The sequence below is a fragment of the Marinobacter nauticus ATCC 49840 genome, from assembly GCF_000284615.1.
In the GTDB taxonomy this organism is placed as follows: Bacteria; Pseudomonadota; Gammaproteobacteria; order Pseudomonadales; family Oleiphilaceae; genus Marinobacter; species Marinobacter nauticus.
In genome coordinates this window covers 647,939-672,269 of sequence record NC_017067.1, presented here as the reverse complement: position 1 = coordinate 672,269, position 24,331 = coordinate 647,939, and the positions used below count along the sequence as shown (strand labels likewise).

Annotated in this window: 20 protein-coding genes; 6 read left to right on the top strand and 14 right to left on the bottom strand. The window is 56.3% G+C overall.

The features are described from left to right. Positions 1-6: 6 nt before the first annotated feature. Complete coding sequence (locus MARHY_RS03100) at positions 7-729, bottom strand: 3-deoxy-D-manno-octulosonic acid kinase (protein ID WP_014420525.1); 723 nt, start codon at positions 727-729, stop codon at positions 7-9. A 139-nt stretch (positions 730-868) separates the two neighbouring features. Here MARHY_RS03100 and MARHY_RS03095 point away from each other — a divergent pair, with 139 nt between their 5' ends. Beyond that, complete coding sequence (locus MARHY_RS03095) at positions 869-1,930, top strand: glycosyltransferase family 9 protein (protein WP_014420524.1); 1,062 nt, start codon at positions 869-871, stop codon at positions 1,928-1,930. Between the two features lie 41 nt (positions 1,931-1,971). On the opposite strand, the gene MARHY_RS03090 is transcribed toward MARHY_RS03095, so the two are convergent. The 3 genes from MARHY_RS03090 to glnE form a co-directional block, all read right to left on the bottom strand. Continuing rightward, positions 1,972-2,379 carry a DUF6165 family protein gene (locus MARHY_RS03090; RefSeq protein WP_014420523.1) on the bottom strand — a complete coding sequence of 136 codons (408 nt, stop codon included), beginning with the start codon at positions 2,377-2,379 and terminating at the stop codon, positions 1,972-1,974. 91 nt (positions 2,380-2,470) lie between these two features. Next, the gene (locus tag MARHY_RS03085; RefSeq protein WP_041654552.1) at positions 2,471-3,397 is read right to left on the bottom strand and encodes a branched-chain amino acid transaminase; all 927 of its coding nucleotides are present in this window, start codon (positions 3,395-3,397) and stop codon (positions 2,471-2,473) included. A 79-nt stretch (positions 3,398-3,476) separates the two neighbouring features. Further along, positions 3,477-6,377: a bifunctional [glutamate--ammonia ligase]-adenylyl-L-tyrosine phosphorylase/[glutamate--ammonia-ligase] adenylyltransferase gene (gene glnE / locus MARHY_RS03080; protein ID WP_014420521.1), complete on the bottom strand. Its 2,901-nt coding sequence runs from the start codon at positions 6,375-6,377 to the stop codon at positions 3,477-3,479. Between the two features lie 80 nt (positions 6,378-6,457). Between glnE and MARHY_RS03075 the strand changes: the two genes are divergently transcribed. Then, a complete protein-coding gene (locus MARHY_RS03075) occupies positions 6,458-7,651 on the top strand; it encodes a potassium channel family protein (RefSeq protein ID WP_014420520.1) in 1,194 nt (397 codons plus the stop codon). Here MARHY_RS03075 and MARHY_RS03070 read toward each other — a convergent pair. The 5 genes from MARHY_RS03070 to typA all read right to left on the bottom strand — a co-directional run bounded on the left by MARHY_RS03070 (position 7,628) and on the right by typA (position 13,529). Beyond that, positions 7,628-8,488 carry a CYTH domain-containing protein gene (locus tag MARHY_RS03070; protein ID WP_041654551.1) on the bottom strand — a complete coding sequence of 287 codons (861 nt, stop codon included), beginning with the start codon at positions 8,486-8,488 and terminating at the stop codon, positions 7,628-7,630. The two genes, MARHY_RS03075 and MARHY_RS03070, sit on opposite strands and share 24 nt — an antisense overlap. Before the next feature lie 95 nt (positions 8,489-8,583). After that, complete coding sequence (locus MARHY_RS03065) at positions 8,584-9,594, bottom strand: porin (RefSeq protein WP_014420518.1); 1,011 nt, start codon at positions 9,592-9,594, stop codon at positions 8,584-8,586. A gap of 463 nt (positions 9,595-10,057) precedes the next feature. Continuing rightward, positions 10,058-10,528 carry a D-aminoacyl-tRNA deacylase gene (dtd, locus tag MARHY_RS03060; protein ID WP_014420516.1) on the bottom strand — a complete coding sequence of 157 codons (471 nt, stop codon included), beginning with the start codon at positions 10,526-10,528 and terminating at the stop codon, positions 10,058-10,060. A 107-nt stretch (positions 10,529-10,635) separates the two neighbouring features. Beyond that, complete coding sequence (gene pip / locus MARHY_RS03055; protein ID WP_014420515.1) at positions 10,636-11,598, bottom strand: prolyl aminopeptidase; 963 nt, start codon at positions 11,596-11,598, stop codon at positions 10,636-10,638. 119 nt (positions 11,599-11,717) lie between these two features. After that, complete coding sequence (typA, locus tag MARHY_RS03050) at positions 11,718-13,529, bottom strand: translational GTPase TypA (protein WP_011784289.1); 1,812 nt, start codon at positions 13,527-13,529, stop codon at positions 11,718-11,720. A 393-nt stretch (positions 13,530-13,922) separates the two neighbouring features. On the opposite strand from typA, the gene glnA reads away from it, so the two are divergent. The 4 genes from glnA to ntrC all read left to right on the top strand — a co-directional run bounded on the left by glnA (position 13,923) and on the right by ntrC (position 18,822). After that, complete coding sequence (glnA, locus tag MARHY_RS03045) at positions 13,923-15,326, top strand: glutamate--ammonia ligase (RefSeq protein WP_011784288.1); 1,404 nt, start codon at positions 13,923-13,925, stop codon at positions 15,324-15,326. Positions 15,327-15,523: 197 nt separating this feature from the next. After that, on the top strand, positions 15,524-16,048 hold the full coding sequence (locus MARHY_RS03040; RefSeq protein WP_011784287.1) for a DUF4124 domain-containing protein: 525 nt from the start codon (positions 15,524-15,526) through the stop codon (positions 16,046-16,048). Between the two features lie 219 nt (positions 16,049-16,267). Next, entirely contained in the window at positions 16,268-17,392 is a 1,125-nt protein-coding gene (gene glnL / locus MARHY_RS03035) for a nitrogen regulation protein NR(II) (RefSeq protein WP_011784286.1), read from the top strand. Continuing rightward, a complete protein-coding gene (gene ntrC, locus MARHY_RS03030) occupies positions 17,389-18,822 on the top strand; it encodes a nitrogen regulation protein NR(I) (RefSeq protein WP_011784285.1) in 1,434 nt (477 codons plus the stop codon). The genes glnL and ntrC overlap by 4 nt, the downstream gene beginning before the upstream one ends. A 19-nt stretch (positions 18,823-18,841) precedes the next feature. On the opposite strand, the gene MARHY_RS03025 is transcribed toward ntrC, so the two are convergent. The 5 genes from MARHY_RS03025 to MARHY_RS03005 are packed head-to-tail and all read right to left on the bottom strand — an operon-like array spanning position 18,842 to position 24,266. Beyond that, positions 18,842-22,099, bottom strand: coding sequence for a DUF6701 domain-containing protein (locus MARHY_RS03025; RefSeq protein WP_014420512.1), 3,258 nt, complete (start codon positions 22,097-22,099; stop codon positions 18,842-18,844). Further along, a complete protein-coding gene (locus MARHY_RS03020; protein ID WP_011784283.1) occupies positions 22,096-22,509 on the bottom strand; it encodes a hypothetical protein in 414 nt (137 codons plus the stop codon). The genes MARHY_RS03025 and MARHY_RS03020 overlap by 4 nt, the downstream gene beginning before the upstream one ends. After that, the gene (locus MARHY_RS03015) at positions 22,499-23,284 is read right to left on the bottom strand and encodes a PulJ/GspJ family protein (RefSeq protein WP_011784282.1); all 786 of its coding nucleotides are present in this window, start codon (positions 23,282-23,284) and stop codon (positions 22,499-22,501) included. Before MARHY_RS03015 ends, MARHY_RS03020 begins: the two co-directional genes overlap by 11 nt. After that, on the bottom strand, positions 23,284-23,790 hold the full coding sequence (locus MARHY_RS03010; RefSeq protein ID WP_041654550.1) for a type II secretion system protein: 507 nt from the start codon (positions 23,788-23,790) through the stop codon (positions 23,284-23,286). Before MARHY_RS03010 ends, MARHY_RS03015 begins: the two co-directional genes overlap by 1 nt. Beyond that, the gene (locus tag MARHY_RS03005; protein WP_226374387.1) at positions 23,787-24,266 is read right to left on the bottom strand and encodes a GspH/FimT family pseudopilin; all 480 of its coding nucleotides are present in this window, start codon (positions 24,264-24,266) and stop codon (positions 23,787-23,789) included. The genes MARHY_RS03010 and MARHY_RS03005 overlap by 4 nt, the downstream gene beginning before the upstream one ends. Positions 24,267-24,331 lie beyond the last annotated feature (65 nt).

The following is a 24,331-nucleotide window of genomic DNA, read 5'->3' as shown; positions in this document are numbered from 1 at the left end:
GCCTTGTCACGATATGTCGCTATGATAACCCGAGAGTAATTGCTTCCATAGGCGCTCTACGTCAAGATCAGCGCGGAGGCCGAGTCTTTTGTCGACCGATCGCTTCAGGCGCTGAAGGTTATTAGCCTGCCACTGCAGGGAAGTTGAGGGATCCCGCCGCCTGCAGCGATCGAAATCGATCAGATAGGTCCTATCGTTGGCGACCAGAATGTTGTCGCAATTCAGATCGACGTGATCCAGCCCCCAGTCATGGAAGCGGCGAATCATCTGCCCCGTCTGAACCCAGAGCTTTTCACTATTCACCCGAGTGCTGATTGGCAGGTTCACAGCCTCTGGAATACGCTCAACAATAATCGCCGCGCGATAGAAGCACAGCGAACGACGCCAGACCGCTGCAGCAATCACGTTCGGCACGGGAAGCCCGGCCAGTATAAGCTCCCGGGTCAAGCAGAACTCACGAAATGAGCGCGCGTGCAGCAGACCGGTGTAGATGTAGGTTCTCTCCACAAACTTGCCGATCAGACCACCACGTCGATAATGCCGAAGCACAAACTCGTCGCCACCCGCATCCAGGAACCAGGCGCCGCCTCGGCCGCCTTCGTCTACCACCGCGGCATCAGCCCCCCAAAAGCAGGGCTGAAACCAGTCTGCAGTCACCCCCTCATACCCGGGAGAGATCAACAGACTCGCCTCTTTGGCGACAGATAGTTTTCCCTCGGAAAGGTGCAAGTGCAGACTTCCTCATATGAACGGGTCAGCGCCTGGCTCGAGACGCCAGGATACTAGTACGCTAGAATGGCCGACAGTTTACCAATCAGCCCCGAACACCTCTACATACCCTGGTTAAAGAATCGCAACGGACCGTAACGTGACGCGCCAAACACAGCTATCAAGCCCAGCCTCCATCTGCATCCTGCGCCTGTCGGCCATTGGCGATGTTACCCATGTCATCCCCGTGGTGTTGAGCCTTCAGGAACAACTCCCCAACGTAAAAGTCACCTGGGTCATAGGCAAAATCGAGGCAAAACTGATTGGCGACCTGCCCGGTGTCGAGTTCATCATTTTTGACAAAAAGGCCGGCCGAGCAGGCTACGCGGAGCTTCGCCGGAAAATGAAAGACCGCAAATTTGACGCTCTGCTACACATGCAGGTCGCTTTCCGAGCAAACCTGGCGGCGGCCTGCATCCCGGCGAAACTCAAAATCGGCTACGACAAGGTCCGGAGCAAAGACCTCCACAGCCTGTTTATCAATCGGCGCATCGCGCCCGCACCGCATCAGCATGTCAGGGACTGCCTGGCAAGCTTTCTGGAACCACTGGGGCTCAAGGCCGCGCCTCCCCGCTGGGATATTCCGCTCTCTGACACTGATCACGAATTTGCTCATGGCCATCTGGCCAAGGACAGGAAGAACCTGGTCATCAGCCCCTGCGCCAGCCATACACTGCGCAACTGGCCCGCTGAACGCTATGCTCAACTGGCCGATTACGCCATTGAAACTCATGGCATGAAGGTCATTCTGGTGGGCAGCCCCGCACCGTTCGAGAAAGAATATTGCGAGGCTATCGAAAGCGCCATGAAACACCCGGTTCACAATATCTGTGGCCAGGACACCCTGAAACAGCTGACTGCTCTGATGAGCCATGCCGACCTGGTTGTGGCCCCCGACACGGGCCCAGCGCACATTGCCAGCGCCGTCGGAACTGATGTACTCGGACTGTTCGCTGCCAGCAATCCTAACCGCTCAGGGCCATACAGTTCGCTGAAATGGTGTGTAAACCGCTATCCGGAAGCCCTGAAGCAATTCACGGGAAAAACCGTTGAAGAGGCCCGCTGGGGCGCCAAGGCAGAATTTGAAGGGGCGATGGAACTGGTATCGGTGGACGATGTAACGACCATGCTCGACCGATGGGTCGCGGAGCATTCAGGGTAGCCGCACCCGCCCCTCAGGGGCGGATGCATTCGGAAATGGGATTATTTCCGTGCGGTATAGTCCTGATAAGACTTCTCTTCCACAAAACGTGACCCCAGAGCCAGGTTCACTTCTTTTTTAATGGCCGCACGCTTGTCATTCGTGACATAAACAGCGCGTGCCAGCTCAATAAAGCGGGGACCAAAGTCCTGCTCCGCTTCCTGGTCACGGATGTCGTCCTCAATCACCCAAAGCTCCTCGTTAACCGCTTTGAGCTGCTTACGCAGATCGGCGATATCATCGGCTTTGTCGGCCACGGCTTCATCCCAGGTCTTGCTGAGCTCTTCCAGTTCAAGGCGAACATTTCTGACCTTTTCTTCGTCCTTGATGCGCTCGGATTTGATTTCGAGGATGGTGATCTTGTCCAGCACCTCACCAAAGGAAACGGGAACCTTGATTACGTCTGCCATTGTCTCGTCCTGCTTGCTCGTGGATTCCAAATAACAAGGCCGCCGGGGCCTGTTCAGCGCCGGCGGCCACTTCATACAGATACTGGCTGGATCAGCCTTTTACGTGGCTCAACCACTCTGAGTGCTTGTCCAGCTTCCCCTTCACCGCGTCAAAATACATGCTCTGCAGCTTTTCGGTAACGGGACCGCGCTTACCTTCACCGATCTGGCGACCATCCAGTTCGCGGATAGGCAGCACTTCGGCAGCCGTGCCAGTAAAGAACGCTTCCTCAGCAACGTACACCTCATCGCGGGTAATGCGGCGCTCTTTGACCTGCAGACCAAGGTCTCGGGCAAAGTCAATGATAGTGGCACGGGTGATACCTTCCAGGCAGGAAGTCAGCTCGGGGGTGTGCAATACACCATCACGCACGATAAAGATGTTCTCACCGGAACCTTCCGCCACGTAGCCCTCGTTATCCAGCAGCAGAGCTTCCTCGGCACCACCGGAGATGGCTTCATTCAGGGCCAGCATGGAATTGATGTAGTTACCGTTGGCCTTCGCCTTGCACATGGTGATGTTTACATGGTGGCGAGTGTAGGACGAGGTGCGCACCTTGATGCCCAGCTCCTTCGCTTCCGGAGACATGTAAGACGGCCAGCTCCAGGCCGCAACCATCACATGCACCTTCAGGTTGTCAGCACGCAGACCCATGCCCTCAGAGCCCAGAAATGCCATCGGGCGCAGATAAGCCTCATCGAGATTGTTTTCCCGCACCGCTGCTCGTTGGGCCTCGTTGATCTCGTCCTTTGAGAACGGCATCTTCATGTTCAGGATGTGCGCTGAACGGAACAGCCGATCGGTATGTTCTTTCAGGCGGAAAATCGCCGGGCCATTCGCGGTGTTGTAGGCACGCACACCTTCAAAGCAACCCAGGCCATAGTGCAGGGTGTGGGTGAGGACGTGGGTTTTGGCTTCCCGCCAGGGAACCATTTCACCATCCAGCCAGATAAGGCCATCGCGATCAGCCATCGACATTCTATTCTGCTCCTGAGTAAGCGGTTTTCGGGGAACTGGCATTCTAGCAGCAAACGCCGCCTGAAATAAATTTAGCTTGCTACTCAACCATGACTTTTTTCCACATACTTTGGATGTAGTCACGCTCTTCTGTGAAGGCTCCGCCCTCGACCTGGCTGTTGAGATTCTGCAAAGCTCTGCGGTGGATGGTGGAGCGCAGTGTGATGAACACCTCCCGCAGCCGCTCAGTGTCTTCTACTGGCAAAACGCCTGCGCGGCCTAATTCTTCCAGTTGGCGGATGTTATCACTCCACTGGGTCAGCTCCGGGTGTTCCGGGCACCAAGCCAGCATCAGGTACTGCACCATGAACTCGACATCTACGATGCCACCGTTGTCATGCTTGATGTGGAAAACGTCATTCTGCCGGGCTGCGGGTGTCCCGAGGTTGCTGCGCATTTTCTCACGCATATCGACCACCTCCTGCCGAAGCGACGCCTTGTCCCGTTGTCGGCACAGTATCTGGTGGCGAATATCCTCGAACGCTTTGAGCGTATCGTCGCAGCCTGCCACTCCCCTGGCGCGGGCCAGCGCCTGATGCTCCCAGGTCCAGGCATCCTCCTGCTGGTATTTCTCGAACGCCTGCAAGGTACTCACCAGCAAGCCGGAGTTACCCGAGGGGCGCAATCGCATATCCACTTCGTAGAGCTGCCCGGAGGGTGTCTGGGTACTGAGAATGTGCACGATTCGCTGGCCGAGCCGGGTATAGAACACGGCGTTATCAATAGGCTTGTCGCCATCGGTGGCCAGTTGAGGATCAGCCTGGTGCACAAACACCAGATCCAGATCTGAGGTGTAGCCCAGCTCGATACCGCCGAGCTTGCCGTAACCGATGATGGCGAAATCGGTATCACAGGCGGAGCCATCGGCGCGCCGCGGGTAACCGTGCCGGCTGACCAGATTCGAGAACGCCACATCCACCACATGATCCAGCACCACCTCGGCAATCCAGGTCAGGTAATCACTCACTTTCATCAGCGGCAGCGTGCCCTTTAACTCTGAGGCCGCCACCCTCAACACATGGGCCTTCTTGAAGTAACGCAGAGCCTCCATCTGCTCTTCCAGATCTTCATACGGAATCCGCAGCATTTGCTGACGCAAATCATCCTGCAACTCTTCCTTGGCCGGCGGACTGTATAGGCTCTCCGCATTCAAAAGTTCGTCCAGGAGCAAGGGCGTATCCGCCAGCAGGCGCGCAATCCAGGGGCTTTCACTACACAGCCGCACCAACTGCGTCATGGCTCCGGGATTTTCCATCAACAGAACCATATAGGCGGTTCTGCGCAGAATGGCTTCAACCAGTTGCAGCACACGGTCCAGCGTTTCCGAAGGATTCTCTACATCCATCAGGGCGTTAATCAGGAGCGGCACAAACTGATTGAGCCGCTTACGCCCCTGGGTCTGCAGAGTCTGCACGGTGCGACTGTCGCGCAGGCTGGTCAGGCGCTTATAACTGCCATCCGGGTCCTCAAACCCGCTTTGCTCCAGCCAGCCCAGGGCACTGGCTTCATCCATTTCCGCCAGCCACAGCTCGTAGCAGCCATCGTCGACACCACCCTCATCGGCGTCATCCTGATCTTCCGTGGCGATGATATCCGCAAAATGACGAGCCACCCGGCTTCGATGTTCATCCAGCGCAGACAGGCACTCGTCCCAGCTATCGAAGCCCATAATCCTCGCAACCCGAGCGCAGGAAAGCGCATCCTCAGGCAGAACCTGGGTCTGCTTGTCTTCCATACCCTGAAGGGCATGCTCTAGATTGCGAAGGAACACATAGGCGCCCCTCAGCTCACCGACCACCCGGGACGGAAGCAACTCCAGTTCCTCCAGCTCCTTCAAGATCTGCAACAACTCACGCTGTTGCAGCTCCCGGTCACGCCCGCCGCGGATTAACTGGAACGCCTGCACCACAAACTCAATTTCCCGAATGCCGCCACTGCCGAGCTTGATATTGTTCTCCAGCCCCTTCCGGCGAACTTCCCGGCTGATCATTTCTTTCATGCTGCGAAGCGATTCAAAGGCGCTGAAATCAATGTATTTGCGGTAAACGAAGGGTTTGAGGCTAGCCATCAGCACCTCACCGGCGCGCTGGTCGCCCGCCACGACGCGGGCCTTGACCATGGCATAACGCTCCCAGTCGCGCCCCTGATCCTGGTAATAGGTTTCCAGGGCGGCGAAGCTCAGGGCGAGCGCACCACTCTGGCCATATGGCCTCAAGCGCATATCCACCCGAAACACGAAACCATCGGCGGTAATCTGGTCCAGCGCCTGAATCAGCCTTTGGCCAAGCCGGATAAAGAACTGCTGATTATCCAGAGCACGCCGGCCGCCATGGGTTTCGCCTTTCGAGGGAAACGCAAAAATCAGATCGATATCCGAGGAAACGTTCAGCTCCCGGCCGCCGAGCTTGCCCATTCCAAGCACCACCATTTTCTGGGGTGCCTCTTGCCCGGTTACCGGATCATCGCCCATGGGAGTACCGAACTCTTCACAGGCTCGCTCGTATAGCCAATTCAAGGCACCATCAATGGCGGTATCCGCAAAGGCACTTGTGGCCGTCATGGTTTCATGCAGATCGGCCCACTTCATGAGATCGCGCCAGATAATCCGGAACTGCACTTCCCGCCGGTACTGGCGAAGTGCTGCATGCAACGCCGGTTCAGAGTCAACGTTCTGGAGGTAATCCCGCCAGCGATCAGCGAGCCACGCCTCGGTGGTTGGTTCGGCTAAAGGCCGGGCAGCAACGGCGGGCTGAATCTGCTCAGGATGTCGTTCAAGGGTTTGCCGGAGAAACAGGCTACGGGAAATAGCCTCTGCCGCATCGGCCTCGGAGACAGGGTCACCGGCCAGCCAGCCTGGCAGCCCCTCCGGGAATACCGATGGCCAGCATCCGGAAATCTCCTCCTTGAGCACTCCCGGCAGTGAAGCCCATGGCTCAGACATAACGCAACCCTCTGTCTCTCTGATATATTTCAGGTACTGTATAACGAACTCGCCAAGGACTGAACAGGCACCCGCTCTCCATGATGCGAAATAAACGCCCTCTGAATCCGGAACATACCCAATCTCACCTCCCGATGGGCGGACTTATAAGAAGTCGGATCAACCGGCTCTTTGCCATCCTCGGGGGACTGGTATCGGCACAGATTCTTATCCTGTGGGCAGCAGAGCCACTCTCGTTCTTTGAAGCCGTATGGCTCACCATGACGACGCTGGTTACCGTGGGCTATGGCGACTACTCCCCGGTCACGCCCGTCGGCCGGATCAGCACCATTGTACTGATGTTCGTCTCCGCCATTACCCTGTTAACCCTGATCGTAAGTGATTACATCGAATACCGTTTCTACCGCAGAGAACGCATACTGACCGGACGCTGGATTTACAAAATGAAAGACCACATTGTCATCATCAACACCCCTCGAAGCGGCGGCGAACAGTACTTCATGCGATTCGCCTCGCAGATTCGCTCGGTCCCTGAGTACCACACGGTGCCGATAATGCTGCTTACGCGGCAATTTCCGGGAGGTCTGCCTGCAGAACTGTCCGACTGCGGCGTCGTTCACTTTCACGGTGCAGGAAATGACCCGGAAGCCCTGAAATCCGTGCACGCTGGCAGCGCCAAGCACATCATCGTGCTGGCAGCCGACGAATCAGACCCGATGTCAGACAGCCTGACCTTCGATATCGCCCATCGACTGGCCGAATCCAATCTGGGCGGCAGAACCACGGTTGAATGTGTCGGCGACCACAACCGTACAAGATTCAAAGCACTGGGCGTTCGCACCACCATTCGCCCCGTGCGCACCTACCCTGAAATCATGGTTCGCTCCGTGGTTGCCCCTGGTTCCGAAAAAGTTCTGGAAGACATGTTCAACTACGAGCGAGATCATCCGCATCGTTATGATCTCAAGCTCGACGACCTTACCTGGGCGGATATTGTCAGTGCTCTGATCCGCCACGGCATCGGAACGGCTCTGGCCTACATCGATCACGACAATGAAGTCATCTGCCACCCGGATACCAACGCCGAGGTTGAGGGCAAGGGGCTGATTGTTCTGGTGCGTTCCAGCGAGACGCCGGAAGTTTCCGTGGTAGAGGAAGCGCTGGACCGGTACCGGGAGTTTCTCAAGCAGTGGCGCACCATGCATGAGCAAAACCAGAAAGCCGCCACCGAGAGCTCTGAAGAGCCCCCGTCAGCCGGCGGCAGCGAGCGCTAGTTGCAACTGACCGAATTCAGGAAACTGCTCAACCAGGGTCGGCACCGTAATTCCGGCTTGCAGCGCCTTGGCTACCGGCCTCCAAACGGGCAATAGTCCGGCCGCTTCCACCTGCGGCTCAATCTTCGCAAGCGCGCTTGCGGGCAGACGCATCGTGTCACCGGTTAACCAGGCCTGACTCAGATAATGCAGAAAAGATACCGAGCTGAATCCGGAAGCGGGCAGCACCAGCGACGGGCAGTAGATTCCGGCAAGGTAGTAACCTTGCTCGGCTTTGCTTACCAGGTTAAGAAAAACCGGGACCGCTTGCGCAAGAGCACGGGCGTTTTCAAGCAGCGCTGCAGGCTCTCCCGCTTTCAGCTCAAATTCCACCTCATGAAGAGGCCTTGCCCGCTTTCCACCCACCACTTCGCCTGAGTCCAGAGCGACCTCAATTACAGACTCCGCTTGCTCCAGCATGATAATACGCCGCCGGAAGTTGGTCTCGAATACCAACTCCAATTCGTCAAGGTTGACCTGAGACCTCAACGGAGTCTGCTCCAAAAGCCCAAGATCCAGATCCGGCCCCGGCAGATCCCACTCCCACTCCTGGCGGCGATGGGCTCCGTTTACGAACTCGCCCTGGGTTTTCAAGGTCTGGATATAGCGATCACCGGCCTGACGGACTCGCAACGCAGCACGGGCCTGGTTTAACCCGGCATTCGGGGTGTCGTAGTAGCGATTGACCAATATTTTGACCGGACCTTCGCTTGCACCCGGTCGACCTTTGAGCCACTCGAAGGCCCGGGACTGCGCGGATTCTGACAGGGTCAGCTTTACTTCAAGTTCCGTGGCCACTGAAATGCTCCTGATGATTTCTCTTCCTGTAAAAACAGAAAAGCCGGTGACAGAGTCACCGGCTTTCAATACTACTTGACTAGCTTATTAGCTGATCAGAAGTAGTAAACAGCGCCGATAGCGGCGATGGACTGCTCGTCACCAGTGCCCGGCTCGTTGTCAACGCTGTAGATTTCTTCGTCGGCGTTGCTCAGGTAGCCTTCGAAGTAAACGTACATATGGTCAGACACGTTGTGCAGGGCCTGCAGGATGATGGTGTCGTTCTTGTCACCGGAATCATCGTCATCAAGCATCTGGTAAGACAGGGCGAACTGGTTTTTGCCCATGGTGTAAATACCCATAACGCCGATGATGTCGTTCACATCCTTACGGGTCTGGTATTCACCAATCAGGCTGAAATCGCCAGCAGTGTAGGTAGCGGTCAAGCCGTAGCTGTTTTCGTTGTTTGCAGCAGCGTCACCACCGTCGTTAGAGTCAACACCAGCGGAGATTTCGAGGGCGTCAACAGCATAGGTTGCAACCAGCTGGTACGGATAGGACTTGTCATTACCGCCTTTGGTGTCGTTGTCACCGTTCACCTGAACAGCAGCTGCCAGGGTCAGGCCACCGAAAGACGGAGACATGTACTGAACCAGATCGCCTTCACCAGTGGAGTAGTTACCGAAGATGTCGGAACCAACTTCGTGGAAGTTGCCGATCTTAACGATGGCACTTTCGTACACGGAGTCGTCGGAACCTACCCAAACCTGACCGAAGCTATCGCCTTTCACACCGATGTAAGCTTCATCCAGACCATCAATACCGGAGCTCTCTCCCTTGTCATCAGCATTGATACCTTCCAGCTCCAACTTGAAGAAGCCAGTAATGCCCGGGGCGATTTCGTGGTCGTGCTTGATGCCCAGAGTAGAACCGTTGTCAAAATGTTCTACCGCTGAACCACCGCCATCAACGTTGGTGTGGGTGATCGCATACTGGATGTTACCGTAAACGGTCGGCATGGAATCCATCTTTGCCGCCAGCTCAGAGGCAGACAGAGTAGGCTGTGCCATGGCAGCGCCAGAGAAGGTTGCAGCTGCGATAGCAGAAGCAAGAATCGTTTTTTTCATGTTGCGTCTTCCTTTTTGAGTTAACTCAGGTTTTCGACGGGTCTAAATCCCGATTTTTATTGGCCGGCACAACGCTTGGCTCTGCCTGCCGGGTATCTGACTGGCCCCTGTCGTTCCTGCGGGAACAGCTTTTCTTCTTTTTATAAGACAAGCACGCTTGCCTTAGATCTCAACCACTTACACAGCTTTATTAAAGCTCTGCGTGATGAACCTGTTTTAATACAATGTGCCATTTTTTGCAAATTTTTAATGGCTATTTTTTAGCCCCATTTGCATTCGTAACCTTTGTCGTTAGATCAGCCTGGACTAACAACCTCTCCCATTTCCTCAACAAATTCAGGGCCAGATAACCAAAAAAATCTGAAAAACAAGCGGTTATCTTACGCTCAACGCTTCCTCAGCCGAGGGCCACAAAACAATACCTCAAATCACGCACTTTCGTGAGGCACTGCTGGCAACTGCGTCACATTTTTGTGCACGAGCCTCTCTGGCCAGATTCCAACATAAAGGTAACCGGACCATCGTTGATCAGTGCCACTTTCATATCAGCACCAAACTCCCCCGTACCCACACGTCCAGCACCCAGCAGCCCACTCGCTTCAGCCACAAAATCACCATAAAGCCGATTCGCCAGCTCCGGTGCAGCCGCCAGGGAAAAACCCGGGCGCGTGCCAGATGACGTGTCAGCAGCAAGCGTAAACTGGGGGACAACAAGCAATGAGCCACCGGCATCCTGAACATTCACGTTCATCCGGCCCTGCTCATCGGGGAAAACCCGGTAGGAGAGGATTTTTCGGCACAGTTCCTTTGCCTCATTCAGTGTATCGTTCCTTTCTACGCCAAGGAGCAAGAGCAGCCCGGGACCAATACGGGCAATCGTTTCACCATCTACGGCTACACTGGCTTCCGAAACGCGCTGGATCAGTCCTTTCATTCAGTCCCTTGAGCGGTAACACCGAAGGTTAAATTTCTGAAACGCGAAAAGTGTATAGAGCCCGCAGGACCACCGCAACCCTGTCAGATCAATAAAAAGTCGCATTCTCAGCCAACTGAGGGAAGACTTCTGGCAACCACACTCTCAACACCCCGCATCAGGGCATCTACAATCGCTGGCTCGGATGCCGAGTGGCCGGCATCACGAATGATCTGAAGCTCCGCCTCCGGCCAGGCCTTGCTCAGAGCCAGGGCATTATCCAGCGGGCAAACCATGTCATAGCGGCCGTGCACAATCACGCCCGGAATGTTCTTTAGCCGCGAGGCATCACGCACGATCTGGTCGGGCTCAAGGAACGAATTATTCATGAAATAGTGGCATTCAATCCGGGCCAGCGCTATGGCCACATGAGGATGCCCAAAATGCTCCACCACCTTGGGATTGGGATGCAGAGTGGCGCACCGCCCTTCCCAGACGGACCAGGCTTTCGCGGCCTGAATCTGTTCCAGCTCATTGGCACTGGTCAGGCGCCGGTAGTAGGCCGCCACCATATCGTCGCGCTCCACCTCCGGAATCTGGGCAAGGTAATCCTGCCAGTAATCCGGGAATACCCGGCTGGCGCCGTCCTGATAAAACCAGTGAATATCCCTGGGCCGACACAGAAAGATACCCCGCAACACCAACCCCAGAACCCGGTCAGGGTGGGTCTCGGCATAAACCAGACTTAGCGTCGATCCCCAGCTTCCCCCGAACAGCAACCAGCGATCGATGCCGAGAAAATGCCGAACCGCCTCAAGATCCTCAACCAGTTTGTCTGTGCTGTTACCCTCCAGCTCGGCCAACGGGGTCGATCTTCCGGCACCTCTCTGATCCAGCAAAATAATCCGGAAACGCTCAGCATCGAAAAAGCGCCGGTGGTAATCCTCACAACCGCCACCCGGCCCGCCATGAACGACAATCACCGGAATTCCGTCCGGATTGCCGGATTCCTCGAGGTACAGCTCATGGGGATGACCCACCGCCAGTCGGTGGCGGGCGTAAGGCTCGATTTCAGGATAGAGGGTCAGCATGAAAAACTCCGTTTAGGGGATAACGGCAGTCTAGCTGAGACAGGCGAGAAAAATACAGGGGCCAGGAAAACAGGCGGAAGCGTTTACCGCCTCACAACGATTTCCCGGCCCCTGAGGGATTACTTCTTGTTAGCGCGCTTACGCTCGTTTTCAGTCAGGAGCTTCTTGCGCAGACGAATCGACTTGGGCGTTACCTCAACCAGTTCGTCGTCGTCGATAAACTCCAGCGCCTGCTCCAGAGTGAACTTGATCGGCGGCACCAGGCCGATCACTTCGTCCTTTCCAGAGGCACGCATGTTGTCCAGCTTCTTGCCCTTGGTGGGGTTCACCACCAGGTCGTTGTCACGGCTATGGATACCGCAGAGCTGGCCTTCATAGATTTCCTGGCCAGGGTCCAGGAACAGCTTGCCTCGGCTCTGCAGAGTTTCGAGGGAGTAGGTCAGCGCAGTACCGGTGGCCATGGAAACGATGACACCGTTCTGACGGCTGGTTACGTCACCCATCTTCACCGGGCCGTAGTGGCTGAAGGTGGAAGTCAGGATGCCGGTACCGGAAGTCATGGTCAGGAAGGTGTTACGGAAACCGATCAGGCCACGGGCCGGAATGGTGTATTCCAGGCGGATACGGCCCTTGCCGTCCGGGATCATGTTAGTCATGTCACCTTTGCGCAGCCCCATCTGCTCCATAATCGGGCCCTGGTGCTGCTCTTCGATGTCGATGATCACGTTTTCGTACGGCTCTTGCTTCTGGCCGTCGACTTCCTTGATGACCACCACCGGCCGGCCCACGGCCAGCTCGAAGTTTTCGCGGCGCATGTTCTCGATCAGAACCGACAGGTGCAGCTCACCACGACCGGATACCTTGAACTTGTCGGCCGAGTCGCCTTCTTCAACCCGCAGCGCTACGTTGTGCAGTAGCTCTTTTTCCAGGCGCTCCTTGATGTTCCGGCTGGTCACATACTTGCCTTCTTTACCGGCAAACGGTGAATCATTTACCTGGAACGTCATGGATACGGTGGGCTCATCAACGGTCAGCGCCGGAAGGGCTTCTACGTTGGAGGGATCACACAGAGTGTCAGATATGAACAGCTGGTCCAGACCACTCACGCACACAATGTCGCCAGCCTGGGCTTCCTCAACTTCCACACGCTGCAGGCCAGAGTGGCCCATAATCTTCAGGATACGACCGTTACGCTTCTTGCCGTCGGCACCGATAGCCACCACCGGGGTGTTGGTCTTCACTTTACCGCGCATAATGCGACCGATACCGATGACACCCAGGAAACTGTTGTAGTCCAACTGGGAGATCTGCATCTGGAACGGGCCATCCAGATCAACCGAAGGCGCTGGCACATGATCAACAATGGCCTGGAACACAGCGTCCATGTTGTCGTCCAGATTCTCATGATCCATGCCGGCGATGCCGTTCAGCGCACTGGCATAGACTATCGGGAAGTCGAGCTGTTCATCGGTGGCACCAAGGTTGTCGAACAGGTCAAACACCTGATCCACCACCCAATCCGGGCGGGCACCCGGACGGTCAATTTTGTTCACTACCACAATCGGGTTCAGGCCCGCTGCGAAAGCTTTCTGAGTCACGAAACGGGTTTGCGGCATGGGGCCGTCGATGGAATCCACCACCAGCAGCACACTGTCCACCATACTCATTACACGCTCTACTTCACCACCAAAGTCAGCGTGGCCCGGGGTGTCTACGATATTGATGTCGTAGTCTTTCCATTTTAGAGCAGTGTTTTTTGCCAGAATGGTAATACCACGCTCTTTTTCCTGGTCGTTGGAGTCCATTACACGCTCGTTTTCGAGCTCTTTCCGGTCCAGCGTGCCAGACTGGCGCAGCAGCTGGTCAACCAGGGTAGTCTTGCCATGGTCAACGTGGGCAATAATGGCAACGTTTCTAAGCTTATCAATCACAACGGGTATCCTGAAGAAATTAGCGGCGCGCAGTATATCGAAAAGTCCATGGCGATAATATGAAGATTAGTGCCTAATATGTAACCAATCGGGGCTTGCACCATAATTATGCGTTATCAGAGAACTTGCACCGCAATGGTGCATCCCAGTGGTGCAATAAGCATGGTCTTCGGCCAGGAAGCTGCGCCACATTAGCCCGAAAGCCTTGTCGCTGCGCTGTTCTGGCGCAGCCGACAAAAACTGGCAAGCCGATTGCTTATGCCAAAGCAGCCGCATAGTGAAGGTAAGGACCACAAGCTTCTGGTAAGCTTCCCTGACCTGAAAAAAGATCGGGCCTCAGAACACTGAACGATCCGGCACAACGAACATGTAAAACCTTACGGAGCATGCACAATGTCCAAGACGATTGATTTGATCAAAGAACACGAAGTCAAGTGGATTGACCTGCGTTTCACCGACAGCCGTGGTAAAGAGCAGCACGTGACCCTGCCCGCCACCGAGGCGGACGAAGACTTTTTCGCTGACGGCAAGATGTTCGACGGCTCCTCCATTGCCGGCTGGAAAGGCATCAACGAATCCGACATGATCCTGATGCCGGACGACGAAACCGCCGTTCTGGACCCGTTCACCGAAGAAACCACCGTCAACATCACCTGCAACATTGTAGAGCCTTCTACCATGCAAGGTTATGAGCGCGACCCCCGCTCTGTTGCCCGTCGCGCCGAAGAATACCTGAAGTCCACCGGCATCGCTGATGGCGCTCTGTTCGGCCCGGAGCCTGAGTTCTTCGTGTTCGATTCCGTCAAATGGAACGTGGACATGCAAGGCGCCTCTTACCACATCCATTCTGAAGAGGCCGCGTGGGTTTCCGGTGAAGATTTCGACCGCAACAACATTGGCCACCGCCCGGGCGTAAAAGGCGGCTACTTCCCGGTTCCGCCGGTCGACAGCCTGCACGACCTGCGTGGCGCCATGTGTGCCGCCATGGAATCCATGGGCCTGGAAATTGAGGTTCACCACCACGAAGTGGGCACCGCTGGCCAGTGTGAAATCGGTGTTGGCGCCAACACCCTGACCCGCAAGGCAGACGAAGTTCAGATCCTGAAGTACTGCGTGCACAACGTAGCTCACGCCTACGGCAAGACCGCCACCTTCATGCCCAAGCCAGTTGTGGGTGACAACGGCTCCGGTATGCACGTTCATATGTCCCTGAGCAAAGACGGCAAGAACCTGTTTGCCGGCGACAGCTACGCAGGCCTGAGCGAAGCAGCCCTGTACTACATCGGCGGTGTGATCAAGCATGCCAAGGCCATCAACGCCTTCACCAACCCGGCCACCAACAGCTACAAACGCCTGGTTCCGGGCTATGAAGCACCGGTTATGCTGGCCTACTCTGCCCGTAATCGTTCTGCCTCCATCCGTATTCCGTACGTGAACAGCCCGAAAGCTCGTCGTATTGAAGTGCGCTTCCCGGATCCGGCAGCTAACCCGTACCTGGCCTTTGCTGCCCTGATGATGGCCGGCCTGGACGGTATCCAGAACAAGATTCACCCTGGCGATGCCATGGACAAGGATCTGTATGACCTGCCGAAGGAAGAAGCCCTGAACATTCCGAAGGTTGCCGAGACTCTGTCCGAGGCTCTGGACTGCCTGCAAGCAGACCACGAGTTCCTGACCCGTGGCGGCGTGTTCACCGAAGACATGATCAAAGGCTACATCGACCTGAAGCGTGGCGAAGTCGAGCGTCTGAACATGACCACTCACCCGGTCGAGTTCGATCTGTACTACTCCTGCTAAAGCCCTGCACCAATTCGGTGCAGACCATGCAGGCCAGAAGCCCCGCCCCGTGCGGGGCTTTTTTTGTGGCCTCAATCCCAGTTCTTAACCAAGACCCACGCCCTTAACGATATGTAACCAAGGAAGCAGGCCACAACATTGAAATGACCTTGTCCGCAATCGATAATCAAAGCAGTTCATTACCACAGGTTATCGTCATGAAAGCACCGTTCGTACTCGCCGCTGGCCTGCTGATGCTGGCTTCGACCACAGCACACAGCGAGGTCTACCGCCACGTTGACGCCTATGGCAACGTCACCTTTTCCGACGAACCCATGGAAGGCGGTGAAGAGGTCCAGGTGAAGCCCGTGACCACCATTACCCTGCCCAAGCCGGAAGCGGTTCAGGAACCCGAACAACTCCGCGAGCGGGTGGAACGTGAGGGCGCAGCCTACCAGGCTGTCTCATTCCAGTATCCGGCCAATGAACAGGCTTTTCACAGCGGCAACGGCAACGTCACCTTCGAAGTTCAAAGTACGCCACCGCTGAAGCGGGGCCATAAATTTGAAGTGACCCTGGATGGACAACCGGTCGGGCAAAGCAGCTCAGGCTCAGTAGCCGTTAGCAATATCGACCGGGGCACTCACAATGCGAGTGTTCATATTGTCGATGAAAACGGAGTACGCGTGAAATCCGGCAATTCAATTACCTTCACGATTCACCGCCCATCCGTTCTCAACTAAATCTTATTCGCACCACCATGGTGCAATTGCACCATGTTGTGACCATACTTTGGGCAGCCAAGGGGCAAAATCCGGGCTGCCTGTCGCCAGACCGTTCACTACTGCACCAAGCTACAGCACCGCGTACCGGCTACCGCGCCCGTTCTGCCCGATCCTTGCCCATTGGCTACCCAATGCCAAAAAACTGGTTCGCTTTTTGCAGCCGCAGGGGTACATCCTATGAGTCGAGAACGGAAGCAACGCATGCCATTCCATCCAGTCACCATATCCGGAAGCAGTTACAAGAGTATTCTGGACAGTCTGACAACCGCAGTACTGGTACTTGGCGATGATCTGGCTATCCGTTACCTCAACCCCGCCGCCGAAAGCCTGTTTGAAACCAGTATGACCCGAAGCCATGGCCTCCCCTTACAGGAGGTTCTGGTGGATTCCGAGGATGCCCTGACCACTCTGCATGCCGCAGTGGAGAACGGCCAGTCCTACACCCGCCGGGAAGCTGAATTTGCCTTGATCAGCGGTGCCAGACTGACGGTGGATTACTCGGTGACTCCCATCAGCCTGGACCCGACCGAACTGCTGATCGAGATCCAGCCCCGAGACAGACTCATGCGTATCAGCCGGGAAGAAGACATCATCTCGCAACAGGAGACCACGCGTATCCTGGTGCGGGGTATGGCCCACGAGATCAAGAACCCGCTGGGCGGCATCCGTGGCGCGGCGCAACTGCTGGACCGCGAGCTTTCAGACGACGACCAGCGAGAATATACCCGTGTGATTATCGACGAGGCGGACCGTCTGCGCAGCCTGGTGGATCGCATGCTCGGCCCGAACAAAGCCCTGAAGATTGCGCCCACCAATATCCACGAAATTCTGGAGCGGGTCCGTACTCTGATTGAGGCCGAAAGCAAAGGCCGAGTGCGCCTGAGACGCGACTACGATCCCAGTATCCCGGAGTTTCCCGGCGACAAAGAGCAACTGATCCAGGCCTTCCTGAACATCGCCCGCAACGCCATGGAGGCGGCGTTCGAAAACGAAGCCGCAAGCGGGCGTTCCGCAACGCCCACCATTACCTTTCGCAGCCGGGCCTTGCGACAGTTCACCATCGGCCATCGGCGTCACCGACTGGTGTGCCGGGTCGACATTATAGACAACGGCCCGGGCATCCCGCCCGAGCTGTTGCAGAACATCTTCTACCCCATGATCAGTGGTCGGGCCTCGGGCACCGGACTCGGCCTTTCCATTACCCAAAGCATTATCGGCCAGCATCGGGGGCTGGTGGAGTGCGAGAGTGAGCCCGGAAGAACCGATTTCATCATCTTCCTGCCTCTGGAGGACAGCAAATGAGCCAACCGGCAAACGTCTGGATTATCGACGATGACAGAAGTATTCGATGGGTGCTGGAACGCGCCCTGAGCCAGGCTGGCATGCAACCGCGTGTATTCGACAGCGGCGACAGCATCATGATGCGGCTGGAACACGAGCAACCGGACGCCATCATCAGCGATATCCGGATGCCTGGCGTGGATGGAATCACCCTGCTCTCCCAGATCGTAGAACTGCATCAGGATGTGCCGGTTATCATCATGACCGCGCACTCGGATCTTGAAAGCGCGGTGACCAGCTACCAGACCGGCGCCTTCGAATACCTCCCCAAGCCCTTTGATGTGGATGACGCCGTCGCACTGGTAAAGCGGGCCGTAGCCCACAGCCATGAGAAACGCGCCGCCAGCGAACCACAGGCCGATGCTACACCACGCAATACCGAAATTATCGGTGAAGCCCCGGCCATGCAGGAGGTTTTCCGGGCCATTGGCCGGCTGTCTCACTCCAACATCACCGTATTGATCAATGGGGAAAGCGGCACCGGTAAAGAGCTGGTAGCCCAGGCCCTGCACAATCACAGCCCCAGAGCACGAAACCCGTTCATCGCCCTGAACATGGCGGCAATTCCGAAAGACCTGATTGAATCCGAATTATTCGGCCACGAAAAAGGCGCCTTCACTGGCGCCGGCGCTGCCCGCCAGGGCCGCTTTGAACAGGCCAACGGCGGCACCCTGTTTCTCGATGAAATCGGCGACATGCCCGCCGACACTCAGACTCGACTGCTGCGGGTGCTGGCCGATGGCGAGTTTTACCGGGTAGGCGGCACCACCCCCATAAAAGTGGATGTGCGCATCATCGCCGCAACCCATCAAGACCTGGAAAAACTGGTACAGGCCGGCAACTTCCGGGAAGATCTGTTCCACCGCCTGAATGTCATTCGCGTGCACCTGCCCAAGCTGGCCGAACGCCGCGAAGACATTCCACGCCTGATGCAGCACTTCCTCAAGCGAGCAGCCAAAGAGCTGGCAGTAGAACCCAAGATCCTGCGCCCGGACGCAGAGGAATACCTCACCACCCTGCCCTGGCCCGGTAACGTCCGCCAGCTGGAAAACACCTGCCGCTGGCTGACCGTCATGGCCAGTGGCCGGGAGATCCACATTGATGACCTGCCCCCGGAACTGCTACACCAGGCCGACACCGAGCACGCCGCCACCGGCCTCACCTGGCAGGAAGGCCTGAGAAACTGGGCGGAACAGGAACTGAAGCGCGGCAAGAAAGGCATTCTAGATACCGCGGTGCCCGAGTTCGAGAAAATCATGATCGAAACGGCATTGAAGCACACCGGTGGCCGCCGCCGGGATGCCTCCATCCTGCTGGGCTGGGGGCGGAATACGCTGACCCGGAAGATTAATGAGTTGGGGATGGATCAGCCGGAGGGGGAGGAGGATTAAGTCCTCCCCTTGGGTTAGCTCAGCGCTCTCTCCAATAGATCACTCGATCGTGGCCCCGGTAGACACCGAAAGTTGCAGTCGCAGTCGGGTCATCGAGGTTGCCGTCGCCGTCCAGATCATCCTTTTTCCAGTCCTCGACGCCACCCCAGATAAGAGTATCGGTTCCCTCTGAGCCACTAGCCTCCAACACCAGGGGCCCACCGAGGCCATCCGTAAAGGTGCCGTTGGCCGTCACAAGGTCATGGTGATTGGCGGAGTTGCTGGTAATGTTGTCTGTATTCCAAGGCGTACATCCTGGACTGTCATCGCTGAGAACAAAGCGGGTACCGTTCCAGTATTCCATCTGCAGAGGCATATGCAGCTTTTCGATATTCTCTGGCCCGTAGACATTCTGGGGCGACAAGCGACCATAGCGGATAGGAAAAGCGGCAATAGGGTTAATCGGCTCACCGCCAGCAGCAATGCCGGTGACAGGTACATTATCCGCGTCGGTCATCGGCTGCAGCAGGAAAGTCAGCTCTGGAGAAAACGGCGCAATCCGGCTGCCTGCGGATTTGGGGTAGACAAACTGGTCAGCATCGTTAAACCGATAACGCACAATGCCATCCGTCTCACTGTCCCGATTACCTGCGCTGAGTTCTGAAGCGCCAGACTCTCGTCGAAAAGGCACAGGCGTACCTGCACCGTCGTCTAAGGTTTGCACGTTATCCGTATTCGGAACCAAGACTTCGAAACGATTTGCCGGTAACTGCACGATAACATCCGGATGGGTGTAATTCCGGGTAAGTTGCCGCGGCACCTGTCCATTCAGCGCTTCAATACGAAGTTCGGGAATACCGGAAGCGTCCCAGCCAAACGTCTGGCCCGTGTATGCAAAGCCCCCACACTCTGGGCTCAACTCCCCCTCGCCTATCACCGTTAGCGAGAGCTGATCCGGTATCATTCGAGCAGTCATCGCCTGATCGGATGCAGGCACATCACGGCCCAGGTAACCTCCTGATACGGCCTGAGTACCAACGGAAAAAATGCCTACTTCCGTCAGCGTCAGTGATTGAGCGCCATCACCGTAGTCAAGTGTGGCTTCCAGCAAGTTACCTTCAACACCTGCTGCCGGGAACTCCAGTTGGTGAGAGACGGGTACACTACCAAGGATAAAGGACGGCGCAGGCGGCTTATCAGCGCAACTGAGGCTCGCCACACCCGGCGCGTCCCTATAGGCCCGAGGCGTCACACTGAACGGCACACCGGCCGACAGAGTGTTGGAGCACCCGAGATCAGAGCTTGTGCACTGTCGCTCGGGAATCAGGCATAGACCCCGCGGCGCCATGACATAATTCGTGGCCCCTTCGATGACCAACGTGCCTCCATCGGGCTGGTTTGCCTCTGTATAACGGGCAAGCAAACTGTTGCGGCCAGCATCGTTGTAAAGGATAGAGATATTTCTCGCCATGCCGTCATCGTCAAAAGTAATGGGAACTGCCGTCTGGGGACTGCCATTCGTTGCCACCTCAATGCCACCGATTCTAGTGGGCCAAGTCACCACCCGATCTGCAACGCCCGGATTAAGGTAGCCAGTACCAAATTCGATCGTTTTGGTTTGTCCGGCAAACAAGGCTTTACACTGTCCGCTTTGCTCATCCGTTTCCTGCGCGGACATGGAGAAAGCCCGCCCTTGCTCACCGGCTACGAGATCCTGGGGCATTTCAAATACAAACCCCACATCCCGGAATGTGATATCACAACTGCCCGAACCATCAGGTGCCAGGCACACCACACCGTTGTCCGGTGCCGGAGATGCGCTGCTGACACTGAGAGTGACGGTTTCTTCAGCAGAACGCTGGAATTGCAGATTGGCAGCGCCCGTAAGCGTTACATTCTGAGCAGGCAACCAACCGGCAGGCTGCAGGGTGAGATCCACCGGGTCCGAGTACAAGCTGCTGCAATCGGCATTTGCGCAGGCCAGTAATTCCAAATCCGAGGCCTGACAGGTCAACCCTACGCCCGGATGGATGATGCGAATATGATCGAGAACTATGGTTGGTTCTTCAGGTATGCAGGCACCGCCAAAATCCACTTGGTTAATGGCATTCGGATCGTAAATTACATTGCTCTGTCCTCCACCAATATCAATCTGACCTTCCGCAGCCAATGCTCCGAAAATCACAGCATTGTTACCGAAATCAATATTCCCGGTGGCATAGATAACCGCGTTGATTTCGGCGTTATTTCTGAAGGTTAAGTTTCCGTCAACAATCAACAAAAGATCCCGGGCATTGCCATCGGCATTCATCGTGAAGTTATTACCACCAATGGTCAGATCGCCGTCGACCAGCACTCGGGCCTGTCCATCAACCGAAAAACTGATGTTGTTGCTGTTAAAAGTTCTTGCCTGATACACGCTGTTGCCAGCAGGAATAACGTTGTTGCCAGGCCAGGGTTGAGGATTGCGGGGTTCAAACACGCTCAAATCCAGTCGCTTATTTGGCGGTACATTTTCGTTAATGCCGTCGCTGGCATCGAAAATGGCTGAGCACTGGGCGGTGACTTGGTAGGTAATGCGTATTTGGCCATCCCCTCCTGGACCACCAAGCGCTGAAAAGCAGAAAGACAAAAAGCCGCACTGTGCCCCTCCACCACCGCCTCCGGGACTTCCCCCAGCGATCCCCCCGCCGCCGTAACCACCCGCCCCGCCGGCACCACCACCGCTCACAACTGAGCCACCAGAACTACCAGACCCCGGGTTTCCGGAAGAGTCTTCGCCAGCCGAACCACCGCCGCCGCCCCCTGAATTATTGGGAGCGTCCGCCCCCCGACCGCCGGCATACTTTAAATCTCCAATACTATTTGGGACAGCACCACCAGCAGCACCAGTTCCTACGTTATTACTGCCCCCGGCACCTCCCCGCGCCAGGACAAGGACAGCCCCCCCGCCAAACGAAGAATCGCCTCCTGACTGATTACTTTGTCCACCTCGGCCAACACTGTATGGAAACGAATCTCCAGAGGTAACCGTAAATGTAGAGGAAGCATAAGCTCCACCACCGCCGCCGCCAGCGCTTTGGCCTGAGCCAAAAATTCCCCTCGAAATTGAGCCTCCACCCCCTCCAGCCCCCCAAACCTCAACGGTGATACGACTGACATTCTCCGGCACCGAAAACGTGCCCTCTCCCGGCTCGGTAAAAGTCTGTACCGTCTGCGCTACGACGATTCCTGGGATTGCAACCAACACCAGACATAAAGCCTGGCAGAACTTCAAAAACACACCCTGCCTGATCATCGCACCCTCACTTCAATTTCTCGCATCGTCCGGTAGGGAGCATTGCCACAGATTCCGGTGCTGACGATGCTGTAGACCGTGTCGCCCCCCGGCCCACCGATATCGGCGGTCACAGCATCACACGCCAGACTGGCACTACAGCCCGCCAATCCGTCGGCACTGAAGTTCAGGGGGCTGGCAGAAAGGACTGCCGGACAGCCGCCATCCAATGCTTTGCGAACTGCAGACTGGGCGCCGCTTTCCGCCGCGAAAAAAGCTCGCTGGGACTGAATCTGCAGGCTCACAGACTGGCCGCTTCCCTCCTGCAACTGGGACATGCCCAAAACCAGCAGTGAAAGTACAGTGACAATAAACAGCGCTATGGGCAGGCCCGCGCCTCGCTGCGGAGTGATAACTTTGTCAGGGCACATTTCGGATCTGTACCTCCTGACTCAAGTTAGTAGTTTCTTGTGTACTGGCATCTTCCAGTACCATGGAAAAAGACACGACAGCGCCCCTTAGCAATGACGGCGGTGTCACTTCGAATTGCAGGGAGTTCTCCTGCAAGTTGGTCGCCAGTACCTCGCGGTCAGGCATAGTCACTGGTAAGTTGCTTGCCGTAGCCGTATGGACCCCGTAATTTTTGTATCGATACAGAAAACGCTCCTGCTGGCAGAAGGCCCGGGGACTGTCCACGATATAGAAACGTTTCTCGGGCGACTGGCTGGAGAACCGGTGGGTTGCTCCGCCATCAAACGTGACGGTAACCGGGCCAGTACCCGATGGCATTGTGGCAGGGGGAGACATCGGCCCCGGATTGGTTAAGTTGTACACATTACTGCCATAGCCGTAGACCACCACACGACCGCTCGCCGAGCGCTCGTCCGGCAACGGTACTGCTGTAAACGAATTCGGCGTATTGCCAACCGGCAGGCTCAGGTAGTTGGAAGCGGCGATAATCGGTATCCACTCGATACAACTCTGATCAGAGTTGGTACGAATGGACGTAGGCAGTGCCGCCCGCAAGGAGCGGCTGATCTGCTCACTGATAACCACGCTGGACAATGCCCTCTGTTGCCTTGAACCCACGTCAATCGCACCCTGGGTTGAGAGCGCAACAAACTGCACGGAGATGGTGGCGACAATGCCCAGCAGCACAATCACCATCACCAGTTCCACCAGTGTGAAGCCTGTTACCCTACGCATCAGAAGTTGGCCTTGTAGGCAGTGAAACTGAAGTTCTGGTCGCCGGGAGCGGTGATCGTCAGATCGATACGCTTCGCCTGCCCCGCCGGCAGATCCAGCCCACCGGCATCGCAACTGACATCCACCGCCACAGTGAAGCCGTTATACCCATCCAGTGGCCCCTCGGCATCCTCCGGAGGTGAATCCGCCAGCCCATCGTAGTCATCCACATCGTTGAACTCGCGCCGGTTGCCGGCCCCTTCTTCTGTCGCGATACTGCATCCGCCACTGTATCGAGGCACCCCGCCCTGGGGCGCATTGTGATCGTATTTTCGGGTGATGATCTCATCCATATACAACTGTGCCAGCTCCACCGCCCGGGTCTGGTTCAGAGGGTCGGCACTGCGGCCGGTAATCAGGGCAAAGGCCCCCACCACGCCGGCAATCGCTACACTGATAATGATAATGGTCATCACCAGTTCAATCAGCGTTGCACCATTATGGTGTACCGGCAGCCGCGGCATCATGGCTGGCACGCTCCGCTGTATACCGCCCCGAGGGAACTTACACAGATGTCGTAACGACTGTCGCCGATAAAAGAAAGTTCCAGGTTTTTGCCGCTGACTGGCGCTCCGTTCTTGTTGAACTGGATATCCAGTGGCAACCCGCCCGGTACCGTAAGTTCAGTACCTTCTTTTGGAATAGACCAGGAGCCGATACTCCCAACTGAGTAGGTAAACGAACTGCCACCATCAGAGACAGTGACAGTATCGTTTTCATTGCCGGCCATGGCGGCCTGGCGGGCCAGCAGCGCAGCGGAATTAAGTTGCTGCGCTGCCAGCAGGGGAGAGAAAGCGGAACGATTGGCAAAGAGGCCCACACCCAGAACGGACAGGACACCAATCAGGATGATGACCATGACCAGCTCAACCAGGGTAAAGCCGGACGACATACCCGGCACTACCCTCACAACGTGAACGTCATGGAATCGGGTTCCGATCACCGAAGTTACCCTCGCTCGATCCCTACAGTCATCTTTAATAAACCCGATATCCAACTTACTGATTC

What these genes read in the sequence shown, in the direction of transcription:
- pip (WP_014420515.1), bottom strand. Translation starts at nt 11,598, where the DNA reads ATGCTGACCCTCTATCCTGAAATCGAGCCTTACGCCCGCCACCGACTG.
- MARHY_RS03020 (WP_011784283.1), bottom strand. Translation starts at nt 22,509, where the DNA reads ATGTGCCCTGACAAAGTTATCACTCCGCAGCGAGGCGCGGGCCTGCCC.
- MARHY_RS03085 (WP_041654552.1), bottom strand. Translation starts at nt 3,397, where the DNA reads ATGTCGATGGCTGATCGCGATGGCCTTATCTGGCTGGATGGTGAAATG.
- MARHY_RS03040 (WP_011784287.1), top strand. Translation starts at nt 15,524, where the DNA reads ATGAAAGCACCGTTCGTACTCGCCGCTGGCCTGCTGATGCTGGCTTCG.
- MARHY_RS03075 (WP_014420520.1), top strand. Translation starts at nt 6,458, where the DNA reads ATGATGCGAAATAAACGCCCTCTGAATCCGGAACATACCCAATCTCAC.
- MARHY_RS03065 (WP_014420518.1), bottom strand. Translation starts at nt 9,594, where the DNA reads ATGAAAAAAACGATTCTTGCTTCTGCTATCGCAGCTGCAACCTTCTCT.
- MARHY_RS03090 (WP_014420523.1), bottom strand. Translation starts at nt 2,379, where the DNA reads ATGGCAGACGTAATCAAGGTTCCCGTTTCCTTTGGTGAGGTGCTGGAC.
- glnE (WP_014420521.1), bottom strand. Translation starts at nt 6,377, where the DNA reads ATGTCTGAGCCATGGGCTTCACTGCCGGGAGTGCTCAAGGAGGAGATT.
- ntrC (WP_011784285.1), top strand. Translation starts at nt 17,389, where the DNA reads ATGAGCCAACCGGCAAACGTCTGGATTATCGACGATGACAGAAGTATT.
- glnL (WP_011784286.1), top strand. Translation starts at nt 16,268, where the DNA reads ATGAGTCGAGAACGGAAGCAACGCATGCCATTCCATCCAGTCACCATA.
- dtd (WP_014420516.1), bottom strand. Translation starts at nt 10,528, where the DNA reads ATGAAAGGACTGATCCAGCGCGTTTCGGAAGCCAGTGTAGCCGTAGAT.
- MARHY_RS03015 (WP_011784282.1), bottom strand. Translation starts at nt 23,284, where the DNA reads ATGCGTAGGGTAACAGGCTTCACACTGGTGGAACTGGTGATGGTGATT.
- MARHY_RS03025 (WP_014420512.1), bottom strand. Translation starts at nt 22,099, where the DNA reads ATGATCAGGCAGGGTGTGTTTTTGAAGTTCTGCCAGGCTTTATGTCTG.
- MARHY_RS03010 (WP_041654550.1), bottom strand. Translation starts at nt 23,790, where the DNA reads ATGATGCCGCGGCTGCCGGTACACCATAATGGTGCAACGCTGATTGAA.
- glnA (WP_011784288.1), top strand. Translation starts at nt 13,923, where the DNA reads ATGTCCAAGACGATTGATTTGATCAAAGAACACGAAGTCAAGTGGATT.